Origin of the sequence: Populibacterium corticicola, assembly GCF_042683685.1 — a bacterium.
In the GTDB taxonomy this organism is placed as follows: Bacteria; Actinomycetota; Actinomycetes; order Actinomycetales; family Cellulomonadaceae; genus Timonella; species Timonella corticicola.
Genome location: NZ_JBHUOP010000003.1, coordinates 215025 through 240679, shown reverse-complemented (window position 1 = coordinate 240679; position 25655 = coordinate 215025). Strand labels below are relative to the sequence as shown.

At 61.1% G+C, this 25655-nt stretch carries 20 protein-coding genes, 1 rRNA gene and 3 pseudogenes; 12 read left to right on the top strand and 12 right to left on the bottom strand.

Going from position 1 to position 25655, the window contains the following annotated elements; translation table 11 throughout:
* Nucleotides 1–2 precede the first annotated feature (2 nt).
* The gene (locus tag ACFSYH_RS07920) at nucleotides 3–122 is read right to left on the bottom strand and encodes a DUF6112 family protein (protein WP_377466340.1); all 120 of its coding nucleotides are present in this window, start codon (nucleotides 120–122) and stop codon (nucleotides 3–5) included.
* Here ACFSYH_RS07920 and ACFSYH_RS07915 point away from each other — a divergent pair.
* Complete coding sequence (locus tag ACFSYH_RS07915; RefSeq protein WP_377466339.1) at nucleotides 106–321, top strand: hypothetical protein; 216 nt, start codon at nucleotides 106–108, stop codon at nucleotides 319–321. The genes ACFSYH_RS07920 and ACFSYH_RS07915 overlap by 17 nt on opposite strands.
* Nucleotides 322–339: 18 nt before the next feature.
* On the opposite strand, the pseudogene ACFSYH_RS07910 reads toward ACFSYH_RS07915, so the two are convergent.
* The 6 genes and pseudogenes from ACFSYH_RS07910 to ACFSYH_RS07885 form a co-directional block, all read right to left on the bottom strand.
* Nucleotides 340–1410 (bottom strand): annotated as a pseudogene (locus tag ACFSYH_RS07910) (right-handed parallel beta-helix repeat-containing protein); the annotation flags it as partial.
* A 103-nt stretch (nucleotides 1411–1513) separates the two neighbouring features.
* A pseudogene (locus ACFSYH_RS07905) lies at nucleotides 1514–1639 on the bottom strand (hypothetical protein); the annotation flags it as partial.
* A 217-nt stretch (nucleotides 1640–1856) separates the two neighbouring features.
* Nucleotides 1857–2270: a hypothetical protein gene (locus tag ACFSYH_RS07900; protein WP_377466338.1), complete on the bottom strand. Its 414-nt coding sequence runs from the start codon at nucleotides 2268–2270 to the stop codon at nucleotides 1857–1859.
* Nucleotides 2271–2312: 42 nt separating this feature from the next.
* The gene (locus ACFSYH_RS07895; RefSeq protein ID WP_377466337.1) at nucleotides 2313–2654 is read right to left on the bottom strand and encodes an SDR family oxidoreductase; all 342 of its coding nucleotides are present in this window, start codon (nucleotides 2652–2654) and stop codon (nucleotides 2313–2315) included.
* Nucleotides 2655–2725: 71 nt separating this feature from the next.
* Nucleotides 2726–3952, bottom strand: a complete 1227-nt coding sequence (locus ACFSYH_RS07890; protein ID WP_377466336.1) for an MFS transporter — start codon at nucleotides 3950–3952, stop codon at nucleotides 2726–2728.
* A 100-nt stretch (nucleotides 3953–4052) separates the two neighbouring features.
* Nucleotides 4053–4661: a DUF1349 domain-containing protein gene (locus ACFSYH_RS07885; RefSeq protein WP_377466335.1), complete on the bottom strand. Its 609-nt coding sequence runs from the start codon at nucleotides 4659–4661 to the stop codon at nucleotides 4053–4055.
* Nucleotides 4662–4833: 172 nt separating this feature from the next.
* Here ACFSYH_RS07885 and ACFSYH_RS07880 point away from each other — a divergent pair, with 172 nt between their 5' ends.
* The 3 genes and pseudogenes from ACFSYH_RS07880 to ACFSYH_RS07870 all read left to right on the top strand — a co-directional run.
* Nucleotides 4834–5853, top strand: coding sequence for a LacI family DNA-binding transcriptional regulator (locus tag ACFSYH_RS07880; RefSeq protein ID WP_377466334.1), 1020 nt, complete (start codon nucleotides 4834–4836; stop codon nucleotides 5851–5853).
* A 166-nt stretch (nucleotides 5854–6019) separates the two neighbouring features.
* Nucleotides 6020–6505: a hypothetical protein gene (locus ACFSYH_RS07875; RefSeq protein ID WP_377466333.1), complete on the top strand. Its 486-nt coding sequence runs from the start codon at nucleotides 6020–6022 to the stop codon at nucleotides 6503–6505.
* A 180-nt stretch (nucleotides 6506–6685) separates the two neighbouring features.
* Nucleotides 6686–7076, top strand: a pseudogene (locus ACFSYH_RS07870) (IS4 family transposase); the annotation flags it as partial.
* 212 nt (nucleotides 7077–7288) lie between these two features.
* Here ACFSYH_RS07870 and ACFSYH_RS07865 read toward each other — a convergent pair.
* Nucleotides 7289–11125, bottom strand: coding sequence for a DEAD/DEAH box helicase (locus tag ACFSYH_RS07865; RefSeq protein ID WP_377466332.1), 3837 nt, complete (start codon nucleotides 11123–11125; stop codon nucleotides 7289–7291).
* Between the two features lie 98 nt (nucleotides 11126–11223).
* On the opposite strand from ACFSYH_RS07865, the gene rrf reads away from it, so the two are divergent.
* Nucleotides 11224–11340 (top strand): 5S ribosomal RNA (gene rrf / locus ACFSYH_RS07860).
* Between the two features lie 225 nt (nucleotides 11341–11565).
* Here the strand turns inward: rrf and ACFSYH_RS07855 are convergent.
* On the bottom strand, nucleotides 11566–12639 hold the full coding sequence (locus tag ACFSYH_RS07855) for a LacI family DNA-binding transcriptional regulator (protein ID WP_377466330.1): 1074 nt from the start codon (nucleotides 12637–12639) through the stop codon (nucleotides 11566–11568).
* Nucleotides 12640–12872: 233 nt separating this feature from the next.
* On the opposite strand from ACFSYH_RS07855, the gene ACFSYH_RS07850 reads away from it, so the two are divergent.
* The 5 genes from ACFSYH_RS07850 (at nucleotide 12873) to ACFSYH_RS07830 (ending at nucleotide 20443) form a co-directional block, all read left to right on the top strand.
* Nucleotides 12873–15005, top strand: a complete 2133-nt coding sequence (locus tag ACFSYH_RS07850) for a beta-galactosidase (protein ID WP_377466328.1) — start codon at nucleotides 12873–12875, stop codon at nucleotides 15003–15005.
* The gene (locus ACFSYH_RS07845) at nucleotides 15002–15937 is read left to right on the top strand and encodes a carbohydrate ABC transporter permease (protein WP_377466327.1); all 936 of its coding nucleotides are present in this window, start codon (nucleotides 15002–15004) and stop codon (nucleotides 15935–15937) included. Before ACFSYH_RS07850 ends, ACFSYH_RS07845 begins: the two co-directional genes overlap by 4 nt.
* On the top strand, nucleotides 15937–16845 hold the full coding sequence (locus tag ACFSYH_RS07840; protein WP_377466326.1) for a carbohydrate ABC transporter permease: 909 nt from the start codon (nucleotides 15937–15939) through the stop codon (nucleotides 16843–16845). Before ACFSYH_RS07845 ends, ACFSYH_RS07840 begins: the two co-directional genes overlap by 1 nt.
* A gap of 143 nt (nucleotides 16846–16988) precedes the next feature.
* On the top strand, nucleotides 16989–18359 hold the full coding sequence (locus ACFSYH_RS07835; RefSeq protein WP_377466324.1) for an ABC transporter substrate-binding protein: 1371 nt from the start codon (nucleotides 16989–16991) through the stop codon (nucleotides 18357–18359).
* A 98-nt stretch (nucleotides 18360–18457) separates the two neighbouring features.
* A complete protein-coding gene (locus ACFSYH_RS07830; protein ID WP_377466323.1) occupies nucleotides 18458–20443 on the top strand; it encodes a right-handed parallel beta-helix repeat-containing protein in 1986 nt (661 codons plus the stop codon).
* A 484-nt stretch (nucleotides 20444–20927) separates the two neighbouring features.
* Here the strand turns inward: ACFSYH_RS07830 and ACFSYH_RS07825 are convergent, their stop codons facing one another.
* Entirely contained in the window at nucleotides 20928–21458 is a 531-nt protein-coding gene (locus ACFSYH_RS07825; protein WP_377466322.1) for a TetR/AcrR family transcriptional regulator, read from the bottom strand.
* A gap of 73 nt (nucleotides 21459–21531) precedes the next feature.
* On the opposite strand from ACFSYH_RS07825, the gene ACFSYH_RS07820 reads away from it, so the two are divergent.
* Entirely contained in the window at nucleotides 21532–22779 is a 1248-nt protein-coding gene (locus ACFSYH_RS07820; protein ID WP_377466321.1) for an MFS transporter, read from the top strand.
* A 40-nt stretch (nucleotides 22780–22819) separates the two neighbouring features.
* Here ACFSYH_RS07820 and ACFSYH_RS07815 read toward each other — a convergent pair whose 3' ends face one another.
* Nucleotides 22820–23857, bottom strand: coding sequence for a zinc-dependent alcohol dehydrogenase family protein (locus ACFSYH_RS07815; protein WP_377466320.1), 1038 nt, complete (start codon nucleotides 23855–23857; stop codon nucleotides 22820–22822).
* An 87-nt stretch (nucleotides 23858–23944) separates the two neighbouring features.
* Nucleotides 23945–24616, bottom strand: a complete 672-nt coding sequence (locus ACFSYH_RS07810) for a helix-turn-helix domain-containing protein (RefSeq protein WP_377466319.1) — start codon at nucleotides 24614–24616, stop codon at nucleotides 23945–23947.
* 91 nt (nucleotides 24617–24707) lie between these two features.
* On the opposite strand from ACFSYH_RS07810, the gene ACFSYH_RS07805 reads away from it, so the two are divergent.
* Nucleotides 24708–25634, top strand: coding sequence for an NAD-dependent epimerase/dehydratase family protein (locus ACFSYH_RS07805; RefSeq protein WP_377466318.1), 927 nt, complete (start codon nucleotides 24708–24710; stop codon nucleotides 25632–25634).
* Nucleotides 25635–25655: the final 21 nt, after the last annotated feature.

Sequence of the window (25655 nt, the reverse complement as noted above, 5' to 3'; positions counted from 1 at the left end):
GCCTATAACTGTTCGCCCACGCCGAGAAGGAAGTTGACCCACGCAACCCCGGTCCCGGCAAGGGCCGCCGCGCCGAGGGCTACCCAGGCTCCGAGGCGGGCTTTGGTGGCTGGTGAGGGCATACGACCTGTTGAGGTTGTCGGCGAGGAAGATGTTGCCGATATAACGGTCGTCTCCGCCGCTGATGGTGGTGTACCCGGCGACTTGGGTGCTGTGCGGGAGGCGGTACGGGGTGGCGCGGTCCATGATGGGCTCGACGCGAACACTTCCACAGATGAGGTTGTTGACGAAGACACCGCCCTGACTCGCGACCTCGAGTGAGGCGGGTGAGGCGAGGACGTTGTGGTCGACCAGGTGTGGGCCGTTGGAGACCTCGATGAACAGGTCACGGTTGTTGCGGTAGAGCAGGTTGCGTGTGACGCGCGTGCCCTGCGTCTGCCAGTCGAGCCAGATACCAAGGGAGGTGTCGTGGATACGGTTGTGCTCGATGGTTGTGTCGATGGCGGCGTGGAGCTTGATGCCGGCGATTTCGTGGCCGTAGAACTCGCGCTTGAGGGCGATGTTGTAGATGTGGTTATCCTCGATGCGGGAGAAGGCGCATCCGAGGTGACCAACGACGGCGTTCTGGCCGCAGTCGAAGATAGTGTTGCGGCGCACGATGTGCGAGCCGATGTGCTCACGGTCCCAGCCGACATGGCGGGCAGCGAACACGGACTCGAGCTGGTATTGGTAGCCGGGTTTGTCGCCTCGCTGGTGTGCGTAGTTGTCCCCGGTGGAAGCTTCCTTGCCGAGGGAGATTGCTGAGCATTTGGCGTCGTGGATAGTGTTGTCTTCGATGATCCAGCCCTTAGCCCAGTTGGGTCCGATAAGGCCGGGCTGATCCGCAGTAGGAGGCGCCCAAGGTGTTGCGGCGTGCGCCATCTCGAAGCCGCGGACAGTGATGTAGTTCAGGTGGTGTACGGCAGGGTAGAAGATGGAGCGGCGGACGTTGATTTCGACGAGTTCTACGTTCGGGTCTGCGTCATGAAAGTTGGCCCAGATGGTGGTGTTCTCGGAGTCGACTTTGGCGTACCAGAGGTAGCGTGTCTGCTCGGGGTCGCGAACGGGGACGGTGACGCCGATCCAATCGTCGACGATCTCGGTACGGGGCGTGGGGTTGTTCAGGGAACTGAGGTTGGGGGCTTCGTAGAGGCTGCGTCCGTTCAAGTAGACCTCGCCTAGATGGCGCGGAGGATCGCCCACCTCGGGGCACACGACCCAGTCGCCCTCGACGATGCACGAGTAGGGGTTGAAGTCGCCAAACAGTGTGTTTGGCACACGGGCCGTCCAGACCCCCGTCCCCGAGTTGCTCCCAACCTGAGATTCTCTCCGAGCCCTTGATGACGACGCGCTCTCCAGCTGCGGCAGCATAGGTGATGCGCCGATCCTCACTCAAGCCTCCCCGTGCAGGCTTGACCCATTCACGGTACTCGCCCTCATGGACGAGGATGGTGTCCCCCGCGTGCGCGAGCATCGATGCACGAGAGATCGTGCGAAGCGGACTTGCCTCCGTGCCGATGGACTCGTCGGAGCCGTGCGGGGAGACATGGAAAATGGAAGCCGTGGGTTGACCATTCTTTTGATTCGTAGGAGAAAGCATGAGAAGTGATGGGTAGCGGTACGTTGAAGCTAGATATGCCAAGGTAGGAAACCTGCGCTTGAGGAGGGTACGTGATCACTCTCCCTCTGGTGCGGGCCAGGGGAAATCATCACGCCGCGCAACCGCAGTAACTCCCGGGTAGCAGAGAGGAAGATATGGCGCCCGGATTTGGTCGGCGCTTCTTTGCGAATCAAATCAGCGTACGATGCAGGATCCGTCAGGACCAGATACCGGTCGCAGCTGTCTCTTGTGCGTATTCGACGAAGGAGCGGGGCTTCTTTCCAAGGGCCTCCTGGACGCCACCGCTCAGGAACGCGTCCGATCCGTTCGAGATTTCGCGAAGGTACTGCGCGACTGCAATGGCCGCCTCCGATGGGTGACCGCCCCGCTCCAGAGCCGCGGCGGACTCTGCAACCGTTGCCTTCACGTGCTTGATCTTTCGCCCCACAGCATCGCTGATGATCTCGAGCGCTTCTCCAAAAGAGAGAAGGTCGGGACCCGAGAGGTCGTAGGCCTTGCCATGGTGGTCTGACGACGTCAGAGCCGCGACAGCGACCTCAGCTATGTCTTCCGCATGGATGAAGGGTTCCCGGCCATTGCCGGCGGGCGTAGCAACAACTCCCGCTCGCACTCCGTCGAGGAAGTACTCTGGCGCGGAGAAGTCTTGTGCAAATCAGCAGGGTCTCAAGAGTGTCCACTGAAGGCCGGACCGCGTGACTGCCTGCTCGGTCGGGCGGTGCTCGCCCTCCCTGCTCAGTCCGCGCACCGACAGTTGGACGATCCGCTTTACGCCCTCGTCTTTGGCAACAGCCACGAATGCAGATCGATCTTCGAGGTTGAGCGTTTCAGTCGGAAGGAAGAATACGGCGTCCACGCCTGAGATCACCTGTGGCCATGTCGTTCGATCGTTCCAGTCAAAGGGAACCGAGCTTGATCGCGAGGCTCTCCTCACGAGGTGCCCTTCCGCTTCAAGCTTGTTCGCGACCAGCGAGCCGACTTTTCCGCTTGCGCCCAAGACGAGGACCTCGCACTGAGGGATGATGGATATGGTGGACCTCTTTTCTAGTGATGTATTCGGTCTATTTTTCAGATACGAGGCTGTTGGACGCGCGGTTTAACCGCGCCCGCGAAGATCAGCGACGTGAGGACGGCGGCGAGGACGACCAGTAGTGCATTCCGAATCCCGAAATGCTCGCCTAGGAACCCCAGCACTGGCGGGCCGATAAGGAAGGCGGCATAGCCTGCGGTAGCCACGAGGCTGGCGCGGCGCGCGGCATGAACTGGGTCATCGCCCGCCGACGACAGTGCCACAGGAAACCCGAGAGAGGCACCCACGCCCCAAAGCAGGACGCCGAGAGCGCCAACGAGGACGTTAGGTGCGGTGATGACGATGATAATTCCGACAGCGGCTGTGATGATGCTGGAACGCATAACGGGCGCCCGCCCGAACCTGTCGATGATGGCACCTCCGGCAAAACGGCCGATCGCCATCGTTAGCCCGAAGAACGCATAGACAACAGCCCCGGTGGTGGCGGCTTGACCAAATCCGTCGACGACAATCAAGGGAAGCCAGTCATTGGCGGATCCCTCGGCCAGAGCCATCCCCAAGATGATTGCGACGAGAGCAAGCAGCCGTGAGTCCAGCCAGCCGCGGGGACTCTTTATGGGTGCGCCCGACTTAGACGGGACGTTTGCCCCGGTGTCAGCGGGAAGCTGCCTGACAAGCCACAGCGTTGCTGCAAGCCCCATCAAGAGCATGGCCGCCAGATGCGTCGGGGCCGGCACAACAAGAGCGTTCGCTGCCAGGCCGATCATCCCGCCAACGAAGACGCCGAGGCTGTAGAACCCATGCAAGCCCGGAACGATGCTGCGCTGGACCTTGACCTCGAGTTCGACTGCCTCGATGTTCTGCCCGATCTCCCCCGATCCCATCCCCGCACCGAAGAAGGCCAGTCCGCCGGTCACGACCCATCCCTCAGCGAGCATCGTGCCAGTTGCGATGACGGCAAGCCCGGTCAAAAGCAGGAGCATACCCATGGCAATCACGAAACGAGCGCCCCGGCGCGCTACCAGCACTCCACCAACGGCGATCCCGATCATCGATCCCACCGACAAACCCGCGATGATGAGCCCCATCTCGGCAGTGGAAGCCTCCAGAGCGTCTCTTATCGCAGGCGTTCTCGACACCCATGTGGCCATGCCAAGGCCAGTCAGCATGAAAGCAGCAGACAGCGCGACCCGAATCCGGGTGTGCGATGGTTCGTGGCTGCGGGTGTGCCTGACCGTGGAAGAGGGGACGTGCTTAACAGACATTGGGAGCCTCAAGGAGTGGGGGTCGGTTTACTCGGGCCGCCGAAGCGGCGGGCGATGGCGCGATCGTAGTGAGAGACGTCGTGGCGACAATCTGTTCGGCTTAGCTCCCGTTGCGGAGCTGGTCGAGCGAGCGCTGCTCGAATACGACGTCAGTGAACTCCACCGGACACCCGGGGCCCATCGGGCTCTGCACCTCGAAACCGATGTGGGGTTGGGTGTCGGGAATATCTAGCACGAACGCCCGGGCGAAAGACCAAGAGACACCGTCGGTCGAAGAGTGGAATGTCCAAATTGCACCCTTGCGGGCGATTCTCAGCCAGACGTGATTGTCAGATATAAGCATGCCATTCGCGTCGTCAGCGACGTCGCGTGCGACAACAGAGACCACCATCGGCTGACCCTGGGGCGAATACTCAAAACAGAGTTTGGCCCAGTTCTTTTCGTTGAGCCACAGCATCAGCACCCCGGCATCGAAGGTGGACGCGAAACCGACCTCAACCCGTGCGCTGAAGATAAAGTCGCCGTCCGGGGCTTGCCCCATGAGGCGGACGGCAGACAAATTCGAGGGCGCAACACTCCCATCGCCGCTCGGGTCGATGAAGACATCACTGTGAGGCTTTGCGACTGCGGAGACCCCATGCTCTCCGATCGTCCATTCCCACTGCTCGGAGAGCTCCAAAGGGAACGGGACGCCTGCAACTGCGACCATCGGACACACCTTTCTTTCTTGGGAAAACGGCTCAGAAGGATGTGAACGGCTCGCTTGCCGATCCGAGCCGATCCAAGGGAGCACGGCGCGCGCATAATTGACCTTCGAGGGAGTCTTCCCGTGGTCGAACCGTGAACGTTCACGGTCCTAACGGTAGCGCTAGAATAACCACATGGCAACCCCCCCGAAACACACCACGATCATCGACGTGGCGCGTGACGCCGGAGTGTCGCGACAAACGGTGACACGTGCCCTGAATGACATGGCTGATGTGAGCGAGGCGACTCGTGCCCGGGTTCTTGAGTCCGCGCGGCGCCTCCGATACCGGCCCAACAGGGCCGCTCAGGCACTCGTGCGCGGCGGAGGTGTGGCGGTCGGATTCCTAGTCGACAACTTCAAGAACCCGTACTACGCCGAACTTGCATCGGCGCTGACCCGCGCGGCCGCCGAACACGGGTGGAACGTCATCCTGGCCGACCTAGCCGACGACGAAGTTCGTTCGCGCGCACAGGTGCAAGCACTCCTACCTCGGATTGACGCCTTAGTCCTCACGGGGTGTCGAGGCGGCACAGTCGGCATGATCCCGATCGATGACCTACGAGGCGGACTCCTCGGGATCCCGACCGTCATGATCGACGGGGACGACGCCACAGCGGTCGACGCGGTAGTGGAGGTCGACCACATCACGGGGGTGCGCGACGCGATAGCCCACCTTGTTAGCCGCGGACGGCGGCACATCGGCATGATCACCTCCACACAGTTTCCGGGCTCGTTGCGACACGACACATTCCGGACGAGACTAGACGAACTCGGACTACACCGCGACGCTCGCTCCGAAGCCGCGGCCACCGAAACCTACCGAGGGGGCGAGGGAGCAGCAGGCCGACTGCTCGCTGGCTATCCAGACCTTGACGCGATCCTCGTCTACAATGACGCAATGGCGTTGGGAGTCATCAAGGAACTGTCACGCCAGGGGGTCGCCGTACCCGGGCAAGTCGCGGTGATCGGTATCGACGGCCTAGAGATCGGGGAACTGATCACACCTGAGCTCACGACCCTGAACGTCGACAAGGAAGAACTTGCCCGCTACGCAATCGATGCAATCCAGGCCACCATGTCGTTCGGCGTCGACTCCGCTCGAGGCACAGTCCGGAACGTTCCCCTCGTATTGCGCGTCCGGGAATCAGCCTAAAAGTGACGCACGCGCGCCAGTGCCGCGAGCACTTCGACGCTAACGGGTTAGCCAGTTCTTCGCCGATCCGGTAGGGAGCACGGCCCGCGCGGTGAAGTGTGAGTTGGTCCAGGTCCCCGAGGATCAGAAGCGACCGAACTGCCTGATCGATCTCAAGGATGTCAATGTGTTTCATGCTATGGGGTGCGCTGATGCGCCCACCACTGCTGATCCTGCTCTCGCTGCGATGCCCTGTTGGGCTTGGACGGTGTCCGGGGTCGAGGATGTTGATCGGTGGGGCGCGGTCATGAAGGTGAGGGGCTCGACTCCGTGGCACCTGACGAGCTGCCCGGACTGTGGGGTCGTCGCTTCAGGTCGTGGGTGGCGAGTTCGGGGGTTGCACGATGTCTCGCACGGCGCCGTGCGGGTCGCGCTCCAGTGGTATGGTGCTGCCCTGATCCTGGGTGCCCGCGTGGCACGTTCGCAGAGCAGTCCCGAACCTAGTCGCTGCGCGAGGTTCGCCGACGGTCTGGGTGGTGACTTGGGCGTCGCAGAGCACATCTTGCACCACCGTGGCCTGCGCATGTGTGAACCCAAGGAGTTGACCGGGACGGTTGACCTGACTCGTGAACAGCACGGACGCACCCATTCCCGGCTGCTGGACTTGGTCTAGGGGCAATACTGTTCAGTTAAGGAGTTTGGCGGCATTGGCGGTATGCCTCGTTCTGGATGGAAGAAGCCGGTTTCGGATCGGCGGTTGTCGGATTTAGTGTCGGTTGGGCTACGGAGGCGCGTGTTCCCTGCGGATGTGGTCGATGAGGTTATCACCGCGTCGGGTCGTCCCCAGGTGCTAGCTGCCAGGTGGCGAGAGGGCGACCCGATCACGGTCCGCGTCATCGATTACCAGATCGACGACTGACGCGACAATCCCGAGGAATACCGGCTCCTGAAGCCGGACGAAGCCCCCGCCGACGCTCTCGCTGCCGCATACGTGCAGCGGTGGGAGATCGAGTCGATCTTCGATGAGTTCAAGACGCATCAGCGCGGCCCGCGGGCGGTGCTGCGCTGAAAAGACTCCTGATCTGGGGCAGCAGGAGATCTGGGGTCACCGGTGCTGTCACTACGTGGTCCGCACTGTGATGGCCGATACTGCTACGCATTTGGGCCACGATCCCGACAGAGTGTCGTTCGTCAAGACCCTCCGGACGGTCCGCTGCACTGTCACGCAGGGCTCTTTCCCTCTCAATAGCCTGAACAAGCCGATGTGCTTTGGCGCCGCGCGATCGACTGGATGGACCGCAACCTCAACCCACGTAGGTAGCCTCGCGCGAACCCACGCGTCGTGAAACTTAAAGTCCTCGAATGGGCCGCAAAGCGCGGACAGCACGTACACTGGCCACAATCCAACACGCTAGCTGCTCACACCATCCTCACCACTAACTGAACAGTATTGAGTTTAGCTGAGGAGCATGTGCAGGTCTTCGGCGGAAAGCCGAGAGCCACCAACCGCTCGTGGCGTACGGGCAACACCAGTACCGGCCGAAACGCCCGTGCCCTTGGCATCCGCAGTATCCGCGGCAACAACGGAACCCTCAACCTCCTCAGCCGAGCCGCTGCCAGCAGAGGCCGTGGTCTGGGAGGCGGGAGGATCGTCGCTAAGCAGAACCTCAGCAACCAGTTGCCGCTTTGCGTCCTGCAAAGCGAGCACCTTTTCCTCGATTGTGTCCTGCGAAACCAGGCGGTACACGTGCACAGAACGGGTCTGGCCGATGCGGTGCGTGCGGTCTACGGCCTGTGCCTCGACGGCGGGGTTCCACCACGGGTCGCAGATGATGACGTAGTCGGCCATCGTGAGGTTGAGGCCCACGCCACCGGCCTTGAGGCTGATGAGGAAGACCGGATCGTCGCCATCGGCGAAACCATCGATCACCTTGCGCCGGTTGGTCGTGGATCCGTCGAGGTAGGAGTACTTCACGCCCGCAGCGTCCAACCGCGCCGCGATCATGCGCAGATACGTGGTGAACTGGCTGAACACGAGCGTGCGGTGCCCCTCCTGCGTTGCCTCCTCAAGTAGCGGAAGCAGCACATCCAACTTGGATGATGGAGCGGACGCCCCGGTATCCACGAGCGCTGGATCAATCGACATCTGCCGCAAACGAGTCAAAGCGCTCAACACCTCGACCTGGTTGTGCTCGATGTCCTCGGCAAGATGCAATACCCGCTGGCGTTCGCGCTGCAACTGCCGGTCATAGAGCCGCCGGTGCGCAGGGGCCAGCTCGACTTGGATGATCTGTTCCTGTTTCGCAGGCAGCTCGCTTGCCACGAGTTCCTTGGTGCGGCGCAGTAGGAACGGGGCAATCCGGCGGCGCAGGGTCGAGAACTGCGCACTCGTGTCCACCGCCCCCCTTTCGATGGGGCGCTGGATCTTGTCGCGAAACTGCTGCGCATTGCCCAAGAGTCCAGGCGCGGTCAGCGCGAACATCGCCCACAACTCGCCCAAGTTGTTCTCCATCGGCGTTCCGGTAATCGCGAATACCGTTGGTGCTTTGACTGTCAGGATCGCACTGAATGTCTTGGACGCAGGGTTCTTGGCCTGCTGGGCCTCGTCGAGAACAAGGCCAACTGGGCTAAGTGCAGCGTACTCATCCTGTTCAAGGCGCAGCAGGGTGTACGACGTGACGACGATATCCGCACCCGCAGCGACCTCGGCAAGTGGGGTGCCGCGTTTTTTAGCAGTCGAATCCACAACCACAACGTTCAGGTTCGGCGTGAACTTCCGGGCCTCGGCGGCCCAGTTCGCGACCACGGAGGTTGGAGCGATGACAAGCCAAGGCCCACGGTTGTCGGGATCGGATTTGGGTTGGGGATCGTCGATTGGTTCGCGTAGCTCGGTCGGCGTCAACTCGGGTGCAGGAGGCGCGCCCAAAGCGCCGGGTGCATCAGACGCACCAACGGAGACATCGGCGGAGTACGGGTGTGGGTTTTCGCGCTCGTCCTGAATCATCGCCAGAGTCTGCACGGTCTTGCCGAGTCCCATGTCATCGGCCAAAACCCCACCGAGGCTGGACCTGCGCAAGCGCGACAGCCACTCAAAGCCCTCGCGCTGATACGGACGCAGTTCGGCGGTAAGCCCTGACGGAAGCGGAGCAGGCTCGGGTGGGCGTGCGATTGCATTCTGAAGCGCGCTCAGCCATGAGTCCGCAGACTTCTCCACAATGGCGAGTGTGAACAGGTCCTCCCACCACGACAGCCGCACCTGCGGGACACGGAGGCCCTTGCGCTTCGGGTTGGTCAGTTCCAGTGCCTCTTCAAGAAGCTCCCGTAGCCGCTCTAGTTCCGGGTTGTCGAGTCGCACGTACTCGCCCGACACCAAGAACAGCACCTTCTCCTTGCGGGTCAGCGCGGTCAAGATGGTGGGCATCGGGATCTTGTGCTCGCCCACCTTCATGGTCAGATTGAGGTCGAGCCAGTCGCGGGTGCCACCCTCGCCGGGTGCTGCATCGAGTTGAATGGAGGGCGCTGACTCTTCGCGGAAGTTCGGGATCTCACCAACCACTCGGACCTCCACTCCGAGTTCCTGCACACGGGGTAGTAACTGCTCTGCGAAGTGCACCGCATCGAGGCCGCGCAACTGGGACACGTGGCGTGGGAACTGAAACTCTGCACGTTCCTCATCGGTCGTGTTGACTGCGCCGGACTCGCCGCCACGACCCGTACCGGCGTTCGCACTGGAACCCGGGACTGCGCCAGCAACCTCAGCACCTCCACCCTGACCAAGTTCGCGAGCCAAATCATGTGCCGCTGTCGCCGCGCCTGGAGAATCATCCAAAGCAGTCGGAAAGTCCTTGAAAACCTCTCCAACCTTGGCCAGCCGCGAAGCATCCTTCACGAACTTCTCGGTCGGCTCCCACGAAAACGGGATCAACCGCTCGGTCCACTGCCGCTGCCCAACACGTTGCAGATCAACCGTGACCGAAGGTCGCGGAACACCCAACTCAAGCGCCTCGAAATCGGAACGAAGTAGGTCGGCTGCCATATCGTCGGCAATCCACGACCAGTGCAGAATCGCATGCGGAGGCCGACCCTCCTGCTCGCCCACTCGCGGCCGGAAACCGACCGTGAGATGTAGCGCGTCAACGGGTGGTGGCGGAGGAGTGAAGCTGGCATCGGGTGAGGACCAACTGACGCGCGCAATGCGGGGGAAAACCTGTTCCTCAAAGGATTTACGCGCTGTTGCAGGGACTGTTACGCCCTCAGACTGTTCTTCGAGGCGACGCCACTGCTCCGACGCCGGTTCCTCCAACTGGGCCACATGCATCGTGCCGTCCGTGCGCCACGCTAGGCCGTGGAACGGGTGGCCGATCCGCAGCGGGGTGCAGTCAGGAACAAGTGAGGGATGTTGGAGTTCGGCCTTGACCGTGAGATTCTCGGCCGCTGGATCCCGTGTGATCACGATCTCCGCGCGCGCCTTGACCTGCTCGAACGTGACAGGATTCCAGGTACCCTCCTCAAGGATGGGAATACCGGCATCGCGGATAGCATACAAAGCCGGCCACACCGTTGCGCCCCGAAACAGCCGCAGATCGACCGACTGCCCAGTGCCGGGCGTTGCGGCGCTGGCCTCATGGAGCAGAAACAGATCAACGAGCGCATGCACCTGCTTCGGATCCAATCCCTGAGCCTCACCACGAAGAAGTTTTCCCCAGGTCACGCCGGTTCTGATCCAGGTGTCCTTCTTGCCCTTGCTGACCGGACGCATACGTACGGCACCCTGTGAACCGTAGTCGCGCTGATAGCGGTTCTGCGGGTACGGCGATGGTCGGACTGTCCGGGCTGGTTCAAACTCGACAGCCAATGCGATCTGGGCAAACGGTTCAGCCGGAGCGAAGATCTTTCCAAGAGTGTCCAGCCAATCAGAACCAGCAGCCGCCTCCGGCACGGATGTTCGGGCCGTGCGACCCTCCGCGTCAAGGTGGGTCAGCAGCAGCGAAACTGCATGCTTGCAGTTGTAGCCGACCGGGCAGGTGCAATTGCCCGATACCTTCTTGATGACATCGTGCTGGCTGATCTCGTACTCAACCTCAGTGCGGTAACGGTTTCCGCCAGAGCCCCTAGACCTCCCAACAAGCCAGGTGGACGCGGGAAAGTAGGACGTCCCGTCACCGTACGGACTCTTCTGCCGGGGTGTATGTACTGCCTGCGTGACCGTTGTGCGTCCGCTTTGCGCATATTCCTTACCGCGATTGAGCGTAGGTAGACCCACGATCGCCGCTAGTTCCACTGGTACGCGCATAGGTGCAATGATATGTAGCCCGTGGGTGCGTGAGCGAAGTGATGGAGGTTACTGTCGCAGGATTGGCTTTTGGGGTGTGGGTGTAGTTAACTTAATTCTGCGGCCATCACAGCGGTGAGGAAACGCCCGGTCCCATTCCGAACCCGGTAGCTAAGCTCACCAGCGTCGATGGTACTGCACTCGGGAGGGTGTGGGAGAGTAGAACGTGGCCGCACTTAAACTTCATATAAAGAACGAGGATTCCCACTGGCGGGGGTCCTCGTTTTTGTTGTGTCCGGTTTTCACGGGTAATCCCTTATGGGGGTCTCACGGCTGAGTCATTTACTTTGCTTACTCTCGATGGGTTGAGATGGGTCCGGGTGCATAGTTTGTATGAGGGTGTCTGGGCCGATTTCGGCCCATCGGTTGTGATTGACGACGAGACGGCTAGGTGGTTCCAGTCATAACTGCTTCGTTGTGCGCGGTCCCGTAGAACCGCGTACCACGAGCGGTGCAGGCACGAGTGGAATCTCGGGGACCGGTTCGCCCTTGAGGGTCGCGAGCAGTGACAGGAAGGAGTCGTGTCCTGCCTGTTCGAAGTCAACGCGGAGAGTGGTCAGGGGCGGCGAGGTGTATGCCACATCGGGCATGTCGTCGATTCCGGTCACACTGATGTCTTCAGGAACGCGCAGGCCTCGTAGGTTCAATGCTCGGATCGCGCCAAGGGCCATGCGGTCGTTGGCGGATACCACGGCAGTGAAATCGAGTTCAGACCCCAACCCGTTGATCGCCTCGAACCCGGAGCGGGCTGTCCAGTCGCCATGCACGATGCCTGCGGAATCCAGTCCACGTGCCTCGACAGCCTGGGTGAATGCGCGAGATCGTCGGCGGGCTGCTGGCCAGGTTTCGGGGCCGGCGACGTGGAGCAGTCGTTCGTGGCCCAACTCCGCCAGGTGATCGACCACGAACGATACGCCGGCTGCGGGTGCATCTGCAATCAGTTCGTCGCTCATTCCTGCCACGGCGTCACTCATCATGAGTGGGATTGGTAAGTCTGCCTCCCGAAGGGCGCGGGCCATCTGATCGGTGTAGTCCAGCGAGAGGATCGCATCGAGGTGCTGGTGCCGGATGGATTCGAGTACCGCGTCGATCTCGTCTGCGTCCCCGGTGTCCAGCGCGATGGTGTCCAGTACGTATCCGGCTTTGCGCGCGGCGCGAATGGCGCCCTTGACCGTGCGGGCTGGCCCGGGGTCGTCGATTTCCAGGATGAACAGCCCGACGGTGTTGGTCTTGCCGGTCTTGAGAGACTGCGCGGTCTTGTTGGTTCGGTAGTTGAGTTGGTCGATGGCGGCTTTGATTCGCTCACGGGCGGGTTTCTTGACGCTCGGGTCGCCTTTGAGGAACCGGGCCACGGTCTGGTGCGAGACTCCGGCGTGCGCAGCGACATCACGAATGGTGGCTGGGCGCTCGCTGGCTGAGTTCGGGCTGATGAGTGCTGTCTTGTGGGCACGGGGGGATGCGGTCTTCTCTGACACGTCATCTACCTCTTCTCATGCTCGACGGATCACCTGCGAGTGGCGATTCCGCATGGCGTCCGGTGCGGTTGGTGCGTTCCTGCAGGTGGTTCTTCCCAAGAATGCTACCGCGAATCTTCTTCAAAAATACCCCTTGACAGAGTGAAAGTGAACGGTCACAATTTCAGTACAACGAGATTGTGAACGATCACATTCCTGTTGCGCAAGCGTCTAACGAAGGAGATAGACCACGCATGCAGTATCAAAACGCACCATCTTTGCCTTCCGAATTACTGTACGGAGTGGCCTATTATCCCGAGTACCATGTTGCTGATCGGCATATTCAAGACCTAGATCTCATGGCCGCCGCTCACCTGAACGTGATCCGAGTCGGCGAGTCCGTGTGGTCAACGTGGGAGCCACGCAACGGCGAGTTCCACCTCGACTGGCTGGAACCCGTGCTCGACGCCGCACACGAACGCGGCATCAAGGTCATCATCGGCACGCCAACCTACGCGGCCCCACCATGGCTTCAGACCGCCTATCCGGAAATCGCGGTGGAGCGAAAGACCGGACAGCGCGCGGCCTGGGGTGCTCGCCAGGAGATCGACTACTCCCACCCGGCATTCCGCTTCCACGCCGAGCGCGTGATCCGCGCGATTCTCAACCGCTACGCGCAACACCCTGCGATCATCGGCTATCAGGTCGACAACGAGCCAGGACTTGAGCTCATCCACAACCACGGCACCTTCACGGAGTTCGTGAGGCGACTCAAGGCCACCTACGGCACCACAGACAACCTCAACGCGCAGTGGGGACTGACCTATTGGTCGCACCGAATCGACGACTGGTCCGAACTGTGGCGGCCAGACGGCAACTCCGTGCCGCAATACGATCTGGCCTGGCGCCGCTATCAGGCCGACGTCACCAACGAGTTCATTGAATGGCAGGCTGGGTTGGTCGCCGAGTACCGGCGACCAGAGCAGTTCGTCACGACCTGTCTGCAGTACCCGCGTCCGGGGCTTGACGACGAGAAGTTGGGTCGGGTACTCGATGTCATCTCGGGTAATCCCTACTACGGCATGCAGGACCACCTGGAACGAGGCACCGAACTTGCCCAGCCCAACGGCTGGACCACGACGGGGATCGCCGGGCTGTTCCGTCAGGCAGACCGCATCTACTCGTCGCGCCAGGCACGCTACCTGGTGACCGAGACCAATGCACAGGCCATCGGCGACTCGCACATGAACTGTCCACCCTACCCCGGCCAACTCAGGCAGGCCGCCTACGCGTTCATCTCGCGTGGAGCGGCCATGATCGAGTACTGGCACTGGCACACCCTCCCTTACGGAGCGGAAACCTACTGGGGCGGAGTGCTGCCGCACAGTCTCGAACCGGGCCGCGTATACGACGAGGTCGCAGCCATCGGCGCTGAGCTCGCCACCCTCGGCGGCACGCTGGACGGATTCGAGCCGGACGCGGACGTGGCCATACTGTGGTCGGTGCCCAGCCGGTTCGCCATGCAGCACCTCGCGCCCCTCGCCACGCCAGACGGTGACCCCGATAGGGAGTCATACGAGAAGATAGTGGACGCCTTCCACCGCGGGGTCATCGACTCTGGGCGCCAAGCCAGGATCATCCACGCGAGCCAGGCGCTTGACCTCGGGGCCGAGAAACTCGTTGAGAAGTTCCCAGTCCTCGTCGCCGCAGCCCACTACATCGCTGCCGATGAAGACATCGAGTTGCTGCGTCGATACGTCGCACTCGGCGGGCACCTGATCCTCGGCCCACGCACCGCTTATGCAGACGAGGAAGCTCGGGCTCGCATCGCCGTGGCACCTGAGGGGCTCCACGAGGAAGCCGGTACCTGGTACGAGGAGTTCTCCAACCTCGACCAGCCCATCAAGGTCGTGGCCAACGGCAACGAAATCGCGCTGAGCGATGGCGCAGCCGGGTCACGGTGGATCGACGGACTCCACCTCAAGGGTGCCCAGGTGTTGGCCTCCTACGACCACCCGCATTTCGGCGTATTCCCGGCGGTGACCACGAACGCCTCGGGTAATGGCCGTGTCACCACGGTGGGTACCGTTCCCACGCCAGAACTGGCAACCGCAGTCATGGAATGGGCCGCCCCGCAGGCGGCAGGCGAGTTGCTGGACGGTGAGGTGCCCACCCAGGTGACCGTATCGTCGGGAAGCATGCCAGATGGAACCCGCGCCTTCTTCGTCTTCAACTGGAGTTGGGACGAACAGAAGGTTGCACTCGCAACCGACGCGCACGAACCAGCCGCTGACACCGCGCACGTGCAGGGCAGTGCCTTGAGTCTGACGGCCTGGGGCTGCCGCGTGTTCATCGCCCAGACCGAACGGACCAGGGAGGAAGCATGAGCGCCACCGCGACCGAACCCACTCTCGTATCTGCGCGTAAAGCGCCCTCCGCCGACATCCGCCGACAGAAGCGAAACTGGAGCGGGTGGATCTTCACCGGGCCGTTCGCGCTCGTGTTCGTCCTCGTGTTCATCACCCCGCTGGTCTACGCCGCCTACCTCAGCTTCTTCCAAACCAGGCTGATCGGCGGGACGGTATTCGTTGGCTTCGACAACTACATTGCACTGTTCCAGGACCCGGCGTTCTGGGAGGGATTCCAACGAGTGCTGTTGCTGCTCCTGATCCAGGTGCCCATCATGCTGGGATTGTCGATGATTGCAGCACTCGCGATCGACTCGGCCCGACTCTACCTGACCGGACTGTTCCGGATCGTCATCTTCCTGCCGTATGCGATCCCCGGCGTCGTGGCGATCCTCATGTGGGGGTTCCTGTACTCCAACAACTTCGGGCTCGCCGCGACCATCAACGACTGGATCGGCTCCAATGTGGTGCTGCCGTTCTCGCCGAAATGGATCATGGTGTCCCTTGGAAACATCGTGACCTGGCAGTTCGTCGGATACAACATGCTGATCTTCTATTCAGCGCTCAAGACCATTCCCACGGACCTCTACGAGGCCGCTGAAATCGACGGTGCGCGCGGATGGCAGGTCACCAGGGCGATCAAACTCCCGGCGCTGCGTGGATCAATCGTCATCGCGACGGTCTTCTCCATCATCGGTAGCTTTCAACACTTCACCGAACCGAGCATCCTGCAGCCTCTCGCACAGGGCACCATCACCAGTTCATTCACCCCGAACCTCTACGCGTACACGCTCGCGTTCCAGGGGCGCCAGTTCAACTACTCGGCCACCGTGGCAATCGTCATGGGCATCATCACCGCGATCATCGCCTACGTCGTCCAACTTCGCGGAACCCGAAAGGAGGACCGCTGATGTCCGCCGCCACAACCCCACGAACCATCAATCCTAGGGTCCGTCGACCGAACTTCTCGGTCAACCAACCCAAGAAGTCGGCCAGCCGCACCATCATCATGGTCGTGTTCTTGGTGTATTCGCTGCTCCCCATCGCCTGGCTGCTCATCTCGGCGACCAAGACCCAGTCCGACCTGTTCAGCACGTTTGGCTTCTCGTTCGGGAACACGTTCTCCCTGTGGGACAACATCGTGGGCACAGTGACCTACCGCGATGGAATCTTCCTGCGCTGGTTCGGCAACACCATGCTCTACGTCCTCCTCGGCGCAGGCGGGGCGACGATCCTGTCAGCACTGGCGGGATACGGTCTGGCCAAGTACCGCTTCCCCGGACGAAACGCCTACTTCGCAGTCATCCTCGGGGCAATCGCGGTACCGGGAACTGCGCTCGCTGTCCCCACGTTCCTGCTGTTCAGCCAGGTCGGCCTAACCAACACGCCGTGGGCGGTCATCATCCCGTCCCTGGTCAGCCCGTTCGGTCTCTACCTCATGTGGGTGTTCGCCAACGAAGCGGTTCCTACGGAACTTCTTGAGGCGGCACGAATCGACGGCGCCAGCGAGATGCGTACCTTCTTCTCCATCACTATCAAGTTGCTTGCCCCCGGAATCGTCACAGTGGCGCTCTTCGCAATCGTGGCCACCTGGAACAACTACTTCCTCCCACTGATCATGCTCACGGACCCCAAATGGTTCCCCCTGACAATCGGCCTCAACCAGTGGAACTCCCAGGCCCAGGGCGTCGGAGCAGACCCGATCTTCAACTTCGTCATCACCGGGTCCCTGCTCGCGATCATCCCCATCGTCGTGATCTTCCTCTTCCTCCAGCGCTACTGGCAGTCAGGCCTGGCCGCCGGAAGCGTCAAGCAGTAACCCGCAACCTGGCGCGCGAACAGTGCGCGGCAGACCGACCCGCCGACTCGTCGGCACACCGCCAGAGCAGACTGGCACCCCACAGGCAGAACCGGTTTCCCGCCGGCCCGGCCGACAACACTCACATCGAAGGAGATATGAGAATGAACAGCAAGAACCGATTGACCCGGACAAAGGCGGTGGCGGCCACCCTGGCCCTCACGCTGTCCATCGGAACGCTCGCCGCCTGCGGTGGTTCGGATGACGCGAACCCAGGGGGCAACTCCAATCCCGGGGGAGAAGCGGAGATCACCGCCGCTGACATGGAGGCGGCACTCGAAGAGGGCGGCGACCTGACCTGGTGGACCTGGGTGGGTTGGTCTGAAGTCCAGGCAAAGGCATTCACCGACAAGTACCCGAACGTCAACATTGATGTAGTCAATGTGGGTACTGGCGGTGAGGAATACACCCAGATCGAGAACGCCCTCCAGGCAGGTTCCGGAGCTCCGGACATCGCTCAGATTGAGTACTTCGCGATCCCTCAGTTCGCGCTGAGCGAGGGGTTGCTGGACCTCAAACAGTTTGGCTTCGGGGACCTCGAGGACAAGTTCACGGCCTCCACGTGGGCGCAGACCTCCGTCAACGAGGGGCTTTACGGTCTCCCACAGGACTCCGGGCCAATCGTCATGATGTACAACGCCGAACTGTTTGAGAAGCACAGCGTTGAGGTACCGACCACCTGGGACGAGTACATCGCCGCAGCGGAGACCCTCAAGAAGGCCGACTCGACGATCTACATGAACAACGAGGTCGGCGGCCCGGTCTCGTTGCCGCTCGTGTGGGCATTCGGTGGCAACCCCTTCAAGATCGAGGGCAACAACATCTCGATCAACACCAGCGACCAGGGATCCTCCGACTGGGCCGAGACCTGGAACAAGCTCGTTGACATCGATGCGGTCTCCGACATCGCCACCTGGAGCACCGACTGGTGGACCGCGCTGGGCAATGACTCAATCGCCACGGTCCTCTCGGGAGCCTGGATGCCGGGTATCTTCGAGAACTCACTGCCAGACGCCGCAGGCAAGTGGCGCGTGGCACCGTTGCCAACCATGGACGGAACGCCAATCACAGGCGAGAACGGCGGTTCGTCGATGGCGATCACCAGCCAGACCAAGAACCCGGTTCTCGCGGCGGCCTTCCTCAAGTGGCTGACCACAGAGCAGGAGTCCGTGGACCTGTTCTTGGAATCGGGTGGATTCCCGGCAACCACTGCTGATCTCAGCAACCAGGAGTTCGCTGACAAGACGTGGGACTTCTATGGTGGCCAGAAGGTCAACCAGGTGTCCATCGAGGCCTCCAACTCCGTCTCCACCAACTGGAGCTTCCTGCCCTACCAGATCTACGCCTACACCGTGTTCGGCGACACCGTGGGTCAGTCGTTCGTGAACCGCACGGACTTCAAGGAGGGCCTGGCCGCTTGGCAGGAGACACTCGTGACGTTCGGAAACCAGCAGGGATTCACCGTCAACAAGTAGTTCCCTCGGCAAGGCACCGGGGATGTTCACGGACGCCAGTGAATTTCCCCGGGCCTTGCCCTTTTCCTCCCGTTGTCACCCACAGAAAGTAGACCCAGATGCCCCGCGAGTTCTTTGTGTCCCCACATGGCAGTGACACCGCACCTGGCACGAGTGACCAACCGCTCAAGACCATCAATCGTGCGGCGCACCTGGCACACCCAGGCGATACCGTAACCGTACGAGGCGGCGAGTACCGTGAATGGGTCAAGCCCGCACGGGGCGGCATAGACGACCGGCGTCGCATCACCTACCGTGCGGCCGATGGCGAGCACGTGTCCATCAAGGGCTCCGAGCGAGTCAGGGGCTGGCAGCGGGCGTCGGGCACGACCTGGCGAGCAGAGGTGCCCAACTCCCTGTTCGGCGACTTCAACCCGTTCGCAGTCGAGCTTGGCGGCGATTGGCTGGTGGAACCGGACCCGTACCGGCCCAGCGAGCAACCGGCCAAGCACCTCGGCGAGGTCTACCTGAACGGCCGTTCGTTCTATGAGGTGGCCACCCACGACGAGGTGCTTGAGCCGGTCCGTCGGCTCACGCACGTGGACCACTGGACGGGTCTGACCGTTCCGACCCCTGTCCCTGAAGACACCGCCTACGTCTGGCACGCTCAAGTCTCGGACGACCACACCACCATCTGGGCCAACTTCCAGGGTTGTGACCCGAACGTGGAACTCGTCGAGATCAACGTACGCCGCTCCGTCTTCGCTCCCGTGGTCCACGGCATCGACTACATCACCGTCCGAGGATTCGAACTCGCACAGGCAGCACCACAGTGGGCGCCCCCCACGGCAGAACAACAGGGGATCATCGCACCCAACTGGGCCAAGGGCTGGATCATCGAGGACAACGTCATCCACGATTCCAAGTGCTCTGGGGTGTCGCTCGGCAAAGAGGCCTCCACCGGAGACAACTTCGCGCTGCTACGCGGCGACAAACCCGGCTACCAATACCAGGTGGAGTCCGTGCTGGCCGCAAGCCGCATCGGCTGGGACAAGGAGCACGTGGGCTCCCACATCGTACGCCGCAACACCATCTTCGACTGCGGGCAGACCGCGATAGTCGGGCATCTGGGCTGCATATTCTCGGTGATCGAGGACAACCACATCTACCGGATTGGGGTCAAACGCGAGTACTTTGGCCACGAAATCGCGGGGATCAAGTTGCATGCGGCCATAGACACTGCGCTCGTGCACAACAGGATCCACGACTGTTCGCTCGGAATCTGGCTCGACTGGCAGACTCAGGGCACGCAGGTCAGTCGAAACCTCATGTACGCGAACAACCGCGACCTGTTCATCGAGGTCAGCCACGGCCCCTACACCGTCGATCACAACGTGCTGGCCTCGCCCGCATCGCTCGAAGTGGTGTGCCAGGGCGGTGCGTATGTGAACAACCTGATTGGCGGCAGCGTGCGACTGGAGGTCGTGCTCGACCGTTCCACCCCCTACCATGCGCCGCACAGCACGCAGATTGCTGGGTTTGGTGTGGTCTCGGGCGGGGACGACCGCTGGATCGGGAACATCTTCCTTGGCGGAGACCTAGATCAGGCATATCTACCCGGCGGAGTGCACCATTCCACCGCTGAGTATGGGACAGCCGGATATGCGGGCTATCCGGCAGGACTGGATGAGTACCTGGCGGGCATCGATCGAACCCTACCCGATCACGTCCAGTTCCTAGACGTCCGCCAACCCGTCTACTGTGCGCAGAACGTATATCTGGGCGGGGCGCAGCCGGTGGACAGCGAGCAGGATGCCCTGGTATGCGATGCACCTGCGAGCCTGCGCGTGTTCGAGACCCCTGAGGGGGACTCGGTCACCGTGGAGCTGATTCTCCCCGAACAGGCGCTCGGTGACCGGACCACTGTGGTCACGGGCGCTGATCTGCCTCCAACGCGTCTGTCCGGCGCAGCGTTCGAGGATACTGCCGGTCAGCCCATTCGACTGGACGTTGACCTGATCGGGGAGGTGAAGACGGATGACGGCAGGTATCCGGCAGGTCCGTTGGCAGCACTTGCCCAAGGCGTGGTTGTTCGCGTGTGGTGAATAGTGCACCATAATTCTGCTGATGTACGCCTTTGTTCCGTCCGAAACTTGGTCAGGCTTCGTGTCAGATCAACGTGGCAGTTGGTTATCGCTTGGTTGGTCACTATTTGACCTCTTTATGAACCAAGTCGAATCGCACGAGTAGCCTTTGCTGTGTGAATGTTGAACTATCTATTCCAGTCCTAGAAAAACTTAGGTTCGTAGTCAGTGCAAAAGGTTGCTGAACTGGGATGCGAATTGCTTTTATCTATGCATTGGGGGCTGGGGATCGCAAATTTCTCACCAGAATACATTTCTAAGAACGAAGTGAAAAACTGGTAACTTGCGGCAGTCTTCGAACTGCTTATGGTGCCTAGGTGAGGCTATTTACTCTCCTTTTTGGCGCGAACTGGCTCGGAAATTTACATCTGACAGGTGCGCTATGCATGATTCAAAAACAATTTGATGACGCGATTGATGATTCACGCGGGCCAAATTTTCGATGTCATGGCACTGTTGCAATTTTATTTAGAGTCGCAAAAATCAACTCTTCAGTAACTTCTTCAGGCATAAAATGGCGTTGAATTGTGAGGCCTTCTTGGGCTGCGTCTAGTGCCCGAGGGGAAACTAACGGGTTTGCCTCGGCTATCACTTCATGAGCGCGTTTCATCCATTCCCTGGTTAATTCTGCGTAACGTTGTTCACGATACGAAAGGACGTATAGTTCGGCCAGTAGGATGCGGTCACGTAGGCGTTCAGATGTGGTTTCTGTGAGGATGAGTTGCGTGAGGCTGTCTACGAGATTCCTATCATTGGGAGCCGCTGCTTCTTTCATTCGTGCAAATGAGATGTGAGTGAAGCGTTGGAAAGCAGCGAAGAGGAGCTCCTCGCGAGACGAAAAGTAGTAGGTCATTGACCCTAGCGGAACTCCGGATTCGACTGCGATCGTTCTGTAGGTGGCTCCAGTTAGGCCAGATTGCGCCACCAGATCCAGTGTTGCATCGAGTATGCGTTCGCGCTTGTCAGAAGTGTCCACCTTTGAATGCTCCCACTAAAAGTTGATAGCCACAACTTTGTATTCGTACGTACGTATAGTCTAGTGTGGGGGAGTGACTTCTCAAGATCTTTACCGTCCTGACTTAAGAGACCGGCGTGCGCGGGCCGCTGCTGCGGCCTTTTTCCTTACAAATGGTGGCTTATTCGCGAGCATGGTCCCGCATTATCCTCAAATCAAGATGGATCTGGCGCTGAATAACACGATATATGGGCTGGCTGTTGCTGCTTTTCCCGCAGGAGCGATCTTGGCTGGCATGGCCGCAGCTGTGCTGATTCGTAAGTTCACTTCTGCGAAGGTTGCGCTTTTTGGAACGGTGTTGACTGCATCAATGGTGTTTCTTGTGGGGCTGGTGCCTTCCGTTCCAACGCTCATCGCTGCATTGTTGGTGGCAGGGGCTTCTGACGCCATTACGGATGTTGCTCAGAATGCACAGGGGCTGCGTGTACAACGCCGCTATGGTCGTTCAATCATTAACTCCCTGCACGCTGTGTGGTCTGCTGGAGTAGTACTGGGCGGTCTGGGCGCGGCTGGTGCAATTGCAGTGGGAATGCCTAGGTCAACGCACTTGATATTGGTTGCTATTCTCCTTGCTGCCGTAGCCGTTTTAGCGTGGCGTTACAGTTTGCATGGACCTGATGATACGAGCGTTACGGGCGTGGATACTGCAACCGTAACGAACGCTGATTCTGTTGTGGAATCCGAGGCTGTGCTTAGGAGCCGCACCCGAGTTCTTGTGGCTTTAGGCGGCATGGCGATTATCGGGATTGTTGCATGCGCTGTAGAGGATGCGGGTAGTTCGTGGGCAACGTTGTATCTATCAACCTCTCTGGGAGCGCCAGCAGGGTTGGCGGTTCTCGGCTATGTAGCGTTGGCGGCTGCTCAGTTTGTTGGTCGAGCCACTGGTGACAGGCTCGTGGATCGTTTTGGTGTGCGGCGAGTAACTCGCGCTGGAGGCTTGCTCATCACTGTAGGTCTTGGCTGTGCGCTTATGTTCCCGTCGGTGCCGGGGACGATTCTTGGCTTCGCCGCTGCTGGGTTTGGAGTTGCGACTCTTGGTCCCAACGTCATGGCAGCCTGTGATGAGCTTCCTGGGCTTCGTCCCGGTACCGGGCTAACAGTCGTGTCATGGTTGATGCGGGCAGGTTTCTTGTTCGCGCCGCCGCTCGTGGGAGCAATTGCAGACGCCGCGACGCTTCGGACGGGGCTTATAGTGTTTCCCGTTGCCGGGGCCTTGGTCGTTCTCATGGCAGGGGTAATGCCAAAATACAAGCGCGAGGAAGGTCCATTGGCTTCATCATAGTAACGGGGCCAATAAGCCAAGTCAGCCGGTTCGTACGAGATTACGGAATCAACAGTGCCTTGGTGACGTGCCGCTCATGCATGGCAGCGTAGGCGGCTGGGGTCTCCTCAAGCGCGAAGGTGCCATCAAACACGATCTCAGGATGAATGGCACCACTCAAGACGTCTGGCAGCAACTCGGCGATATACGCGCGTGCGGGGGCAACGCCGCCGCTGACCGTGATGTTTCGGGAGAACAGAGTGCTCATAGGCGCTGCCGAACCGTGCGGCACGCCCACAAAGCCGACATGACCACCCGCACGCACCCCGCCAAGTGCCGTGGACATCGACTGCTCCGTGCCGACGCACTCGAGCGCGAAGTCCACGCCCACCGAGTCAGTTGTCTCAAGGAGTGCCGCCACCGCGTCGTCGCCACGCTCGGCGATGACGTCGTCCGCACCAGCCGCACGCGCTAGTTCCTGGCGGGCGGGATTGCGCGACAGCGCGATGACCCGTGCTGCGCCAAGGCGCTTCGCGGCGATCACCGCAGACAGCCCCACAGCTCCGTCGCCAACCACGGCAACCGTGGAACCAGCAGTTACGCCAGCGCTGACCGCGGCATGATGTCCCGTGCACATGACATCTGAGAGAGTGAGTAGACCCGGCAGCAGATCCGTGTCCTGCTCGGTGATGCCGTCCACCCGGTACAGGGTGCCGTCGGCCAGGGGCACCCGAACCTGCTCTCCCTGACCGCCGTTGCTGCCCGGAGAGCCCCAGAAACCACCGTTGCGGCACACGCTCTGGAACCCATATCGGCATTCTGGGCAGGTGCCGCAACTCCACGTGAACGGCGCGATGACGAGGTCGCCCCTCTTGATGTCGGTGACCTCAGAACCGGTGTCCTCAACGACTCCGACGAACTCATGGCCGATCCCGAGCGGACCCCTACGCTTGTTCGCGCCACGATACGACCACAGGTCAGAGCCGCACACGCAGCTACGCACCACCCGGACTATCGCATCGGTCGGTACCTCGATGATCGGGTCCGGTTGATCCTCAACGCGAATGTCGCCCTCGCCGTAAAACACTGCAGCACGCATATTGCCCCTCTTGGTTGGTGTAAGACTCCCTGTGATCGTACTTCCTCACGACGATCCGGTAGGTCCCCAGCACGTCGTTGCGTTGCGCTAAGGTTTCGCAGACGTCTCGCCGCGTGGCCCGAGAATGTGCAGGATCTCGACGAACTCGCCCACGGGGCCGAACCAGTGCGGGGTCATCGCGTCGAACTCCGCGATCTCGCCTATCTGCAGTTCGCGCTCAACCACGCTCGTGTTCAGTTGGCCTGTGACTGCTTCGCCGTCCGCACCCGTCCTGCTGAGGAGTGCTGTGGCACCAGCGGGCTTGGACGAGGCATCCGACTGCTCCTCCACACGTGCCCCAGCGTCGAGAATCAGGCGGAGCCCTCCCGACAACACATACAGCCAGGCCTGCCCCTCGTGCTGTGTCAATCGCGGTTCGTTTGGCCCGAGTATGTGTTTGAAGACTTGAACGCGACTGCGATGCGGGGTCAACGGCAGCATGATGCCGCCAGAGTTCAGGCGTTGCGGCTGGATGTGGATGCGCGGGTCGCCTGTTGGCGGCATCCCCACCAAACGATCAAGCGGCACCCGGTATGTCTGGGCGAGCGGGATGAGGGCATCGAGCGTGGGCTGTCGATGACCCGTCTCCAGCCGAGACAGCAGGCTCACCGACAGCCCTGTGAGCCGCGCAAGGTCCGCCAGGGTGAACTTGCGTGCGGCGCGCAGTTCTCGGAGTCGTGGGCCGATGCCTTCCAATATCTGCGACACGTCTTGTTCCATACCCATCATTTTGCAGGATCTGCAAGAAACCTTGGGGTTGCAATGTTGTGCCTGGGAGCATCAAAGCGAAACAACTACCAAGGAAGACCACATGAAGATTCTCCTGCTTGGCGCTCGCGGAGCCGTCGGCACAGTGATCCGGCGCGAACTGGAACAGGCGGGCCACGAGGTGGATGCCGCCTCCCGTCAGGCAACGGGTGACCTTGGCGTCGATCTGCGCGGCGACCTCGAACCCTTGGCGCGGATCGCCGCCCACTACGATGCTGTGGTCAACGCCTCGGGCGTCGAACGGGCTGACATCGCGCAGATGACCACCTCAACACCACTGATAGACATATCCGCATCTGGCGCCTATCTGGAGGAGCTACACGCCAGGGCGACTGGTCCGATTGTGCTCGGCGCAGGTCTTGTACCAGGGCTCAGCACCGTTCTCGCCGCTGGCCTGGAGTCCCTGCCTGGCGACGAGTTGGACGTGTGCGTGATGCTCGGTTCCGGTGAACAGCATGGTCCGGCCGCTGTTGAGTGGACTGCTGGGTTGGTCGGCGCGGAACTGTATCGTCCGCCCGAGGGGCGGTCAGTGATGAACCTTCGTGGCGGTCTTCGTTCAGTCGGACCAGATGGCCGAGTGCGACGCTACCTGCGGGCTGACTTTCCCGATCATGTCCTGCTCAATGCTGTGCCGGGGCGTTCGCATGGGGAGGGTGGTGGGTTGAGGGTTCGCTCCTACCTCACGCTCAGTTCCTCGGCTTTGACCTGGGCTCTTGCCGTGATTGGTCGTCTTCCAGCACTTCGGGGTCTCCTCAAGATCGCGCCACACGCCGGTAACTCCAACTGGCATGTGGTCGTGCACAACAGGCGCACGGATGAGCGGCTGCAGGCAGAGGGCGTTGGACAGTCCGAGGCGACAGGTCGCCTTGCCGCATTGGCGACGATTCGTGCAGTCGACACCGCGCTGCAACTCCCAGCGACGATGGCCGACATCGTCAGTCTCGATGATGTGCGATCAGTTCTGGCGTGACGCACGTTACGCCCCGAGGAT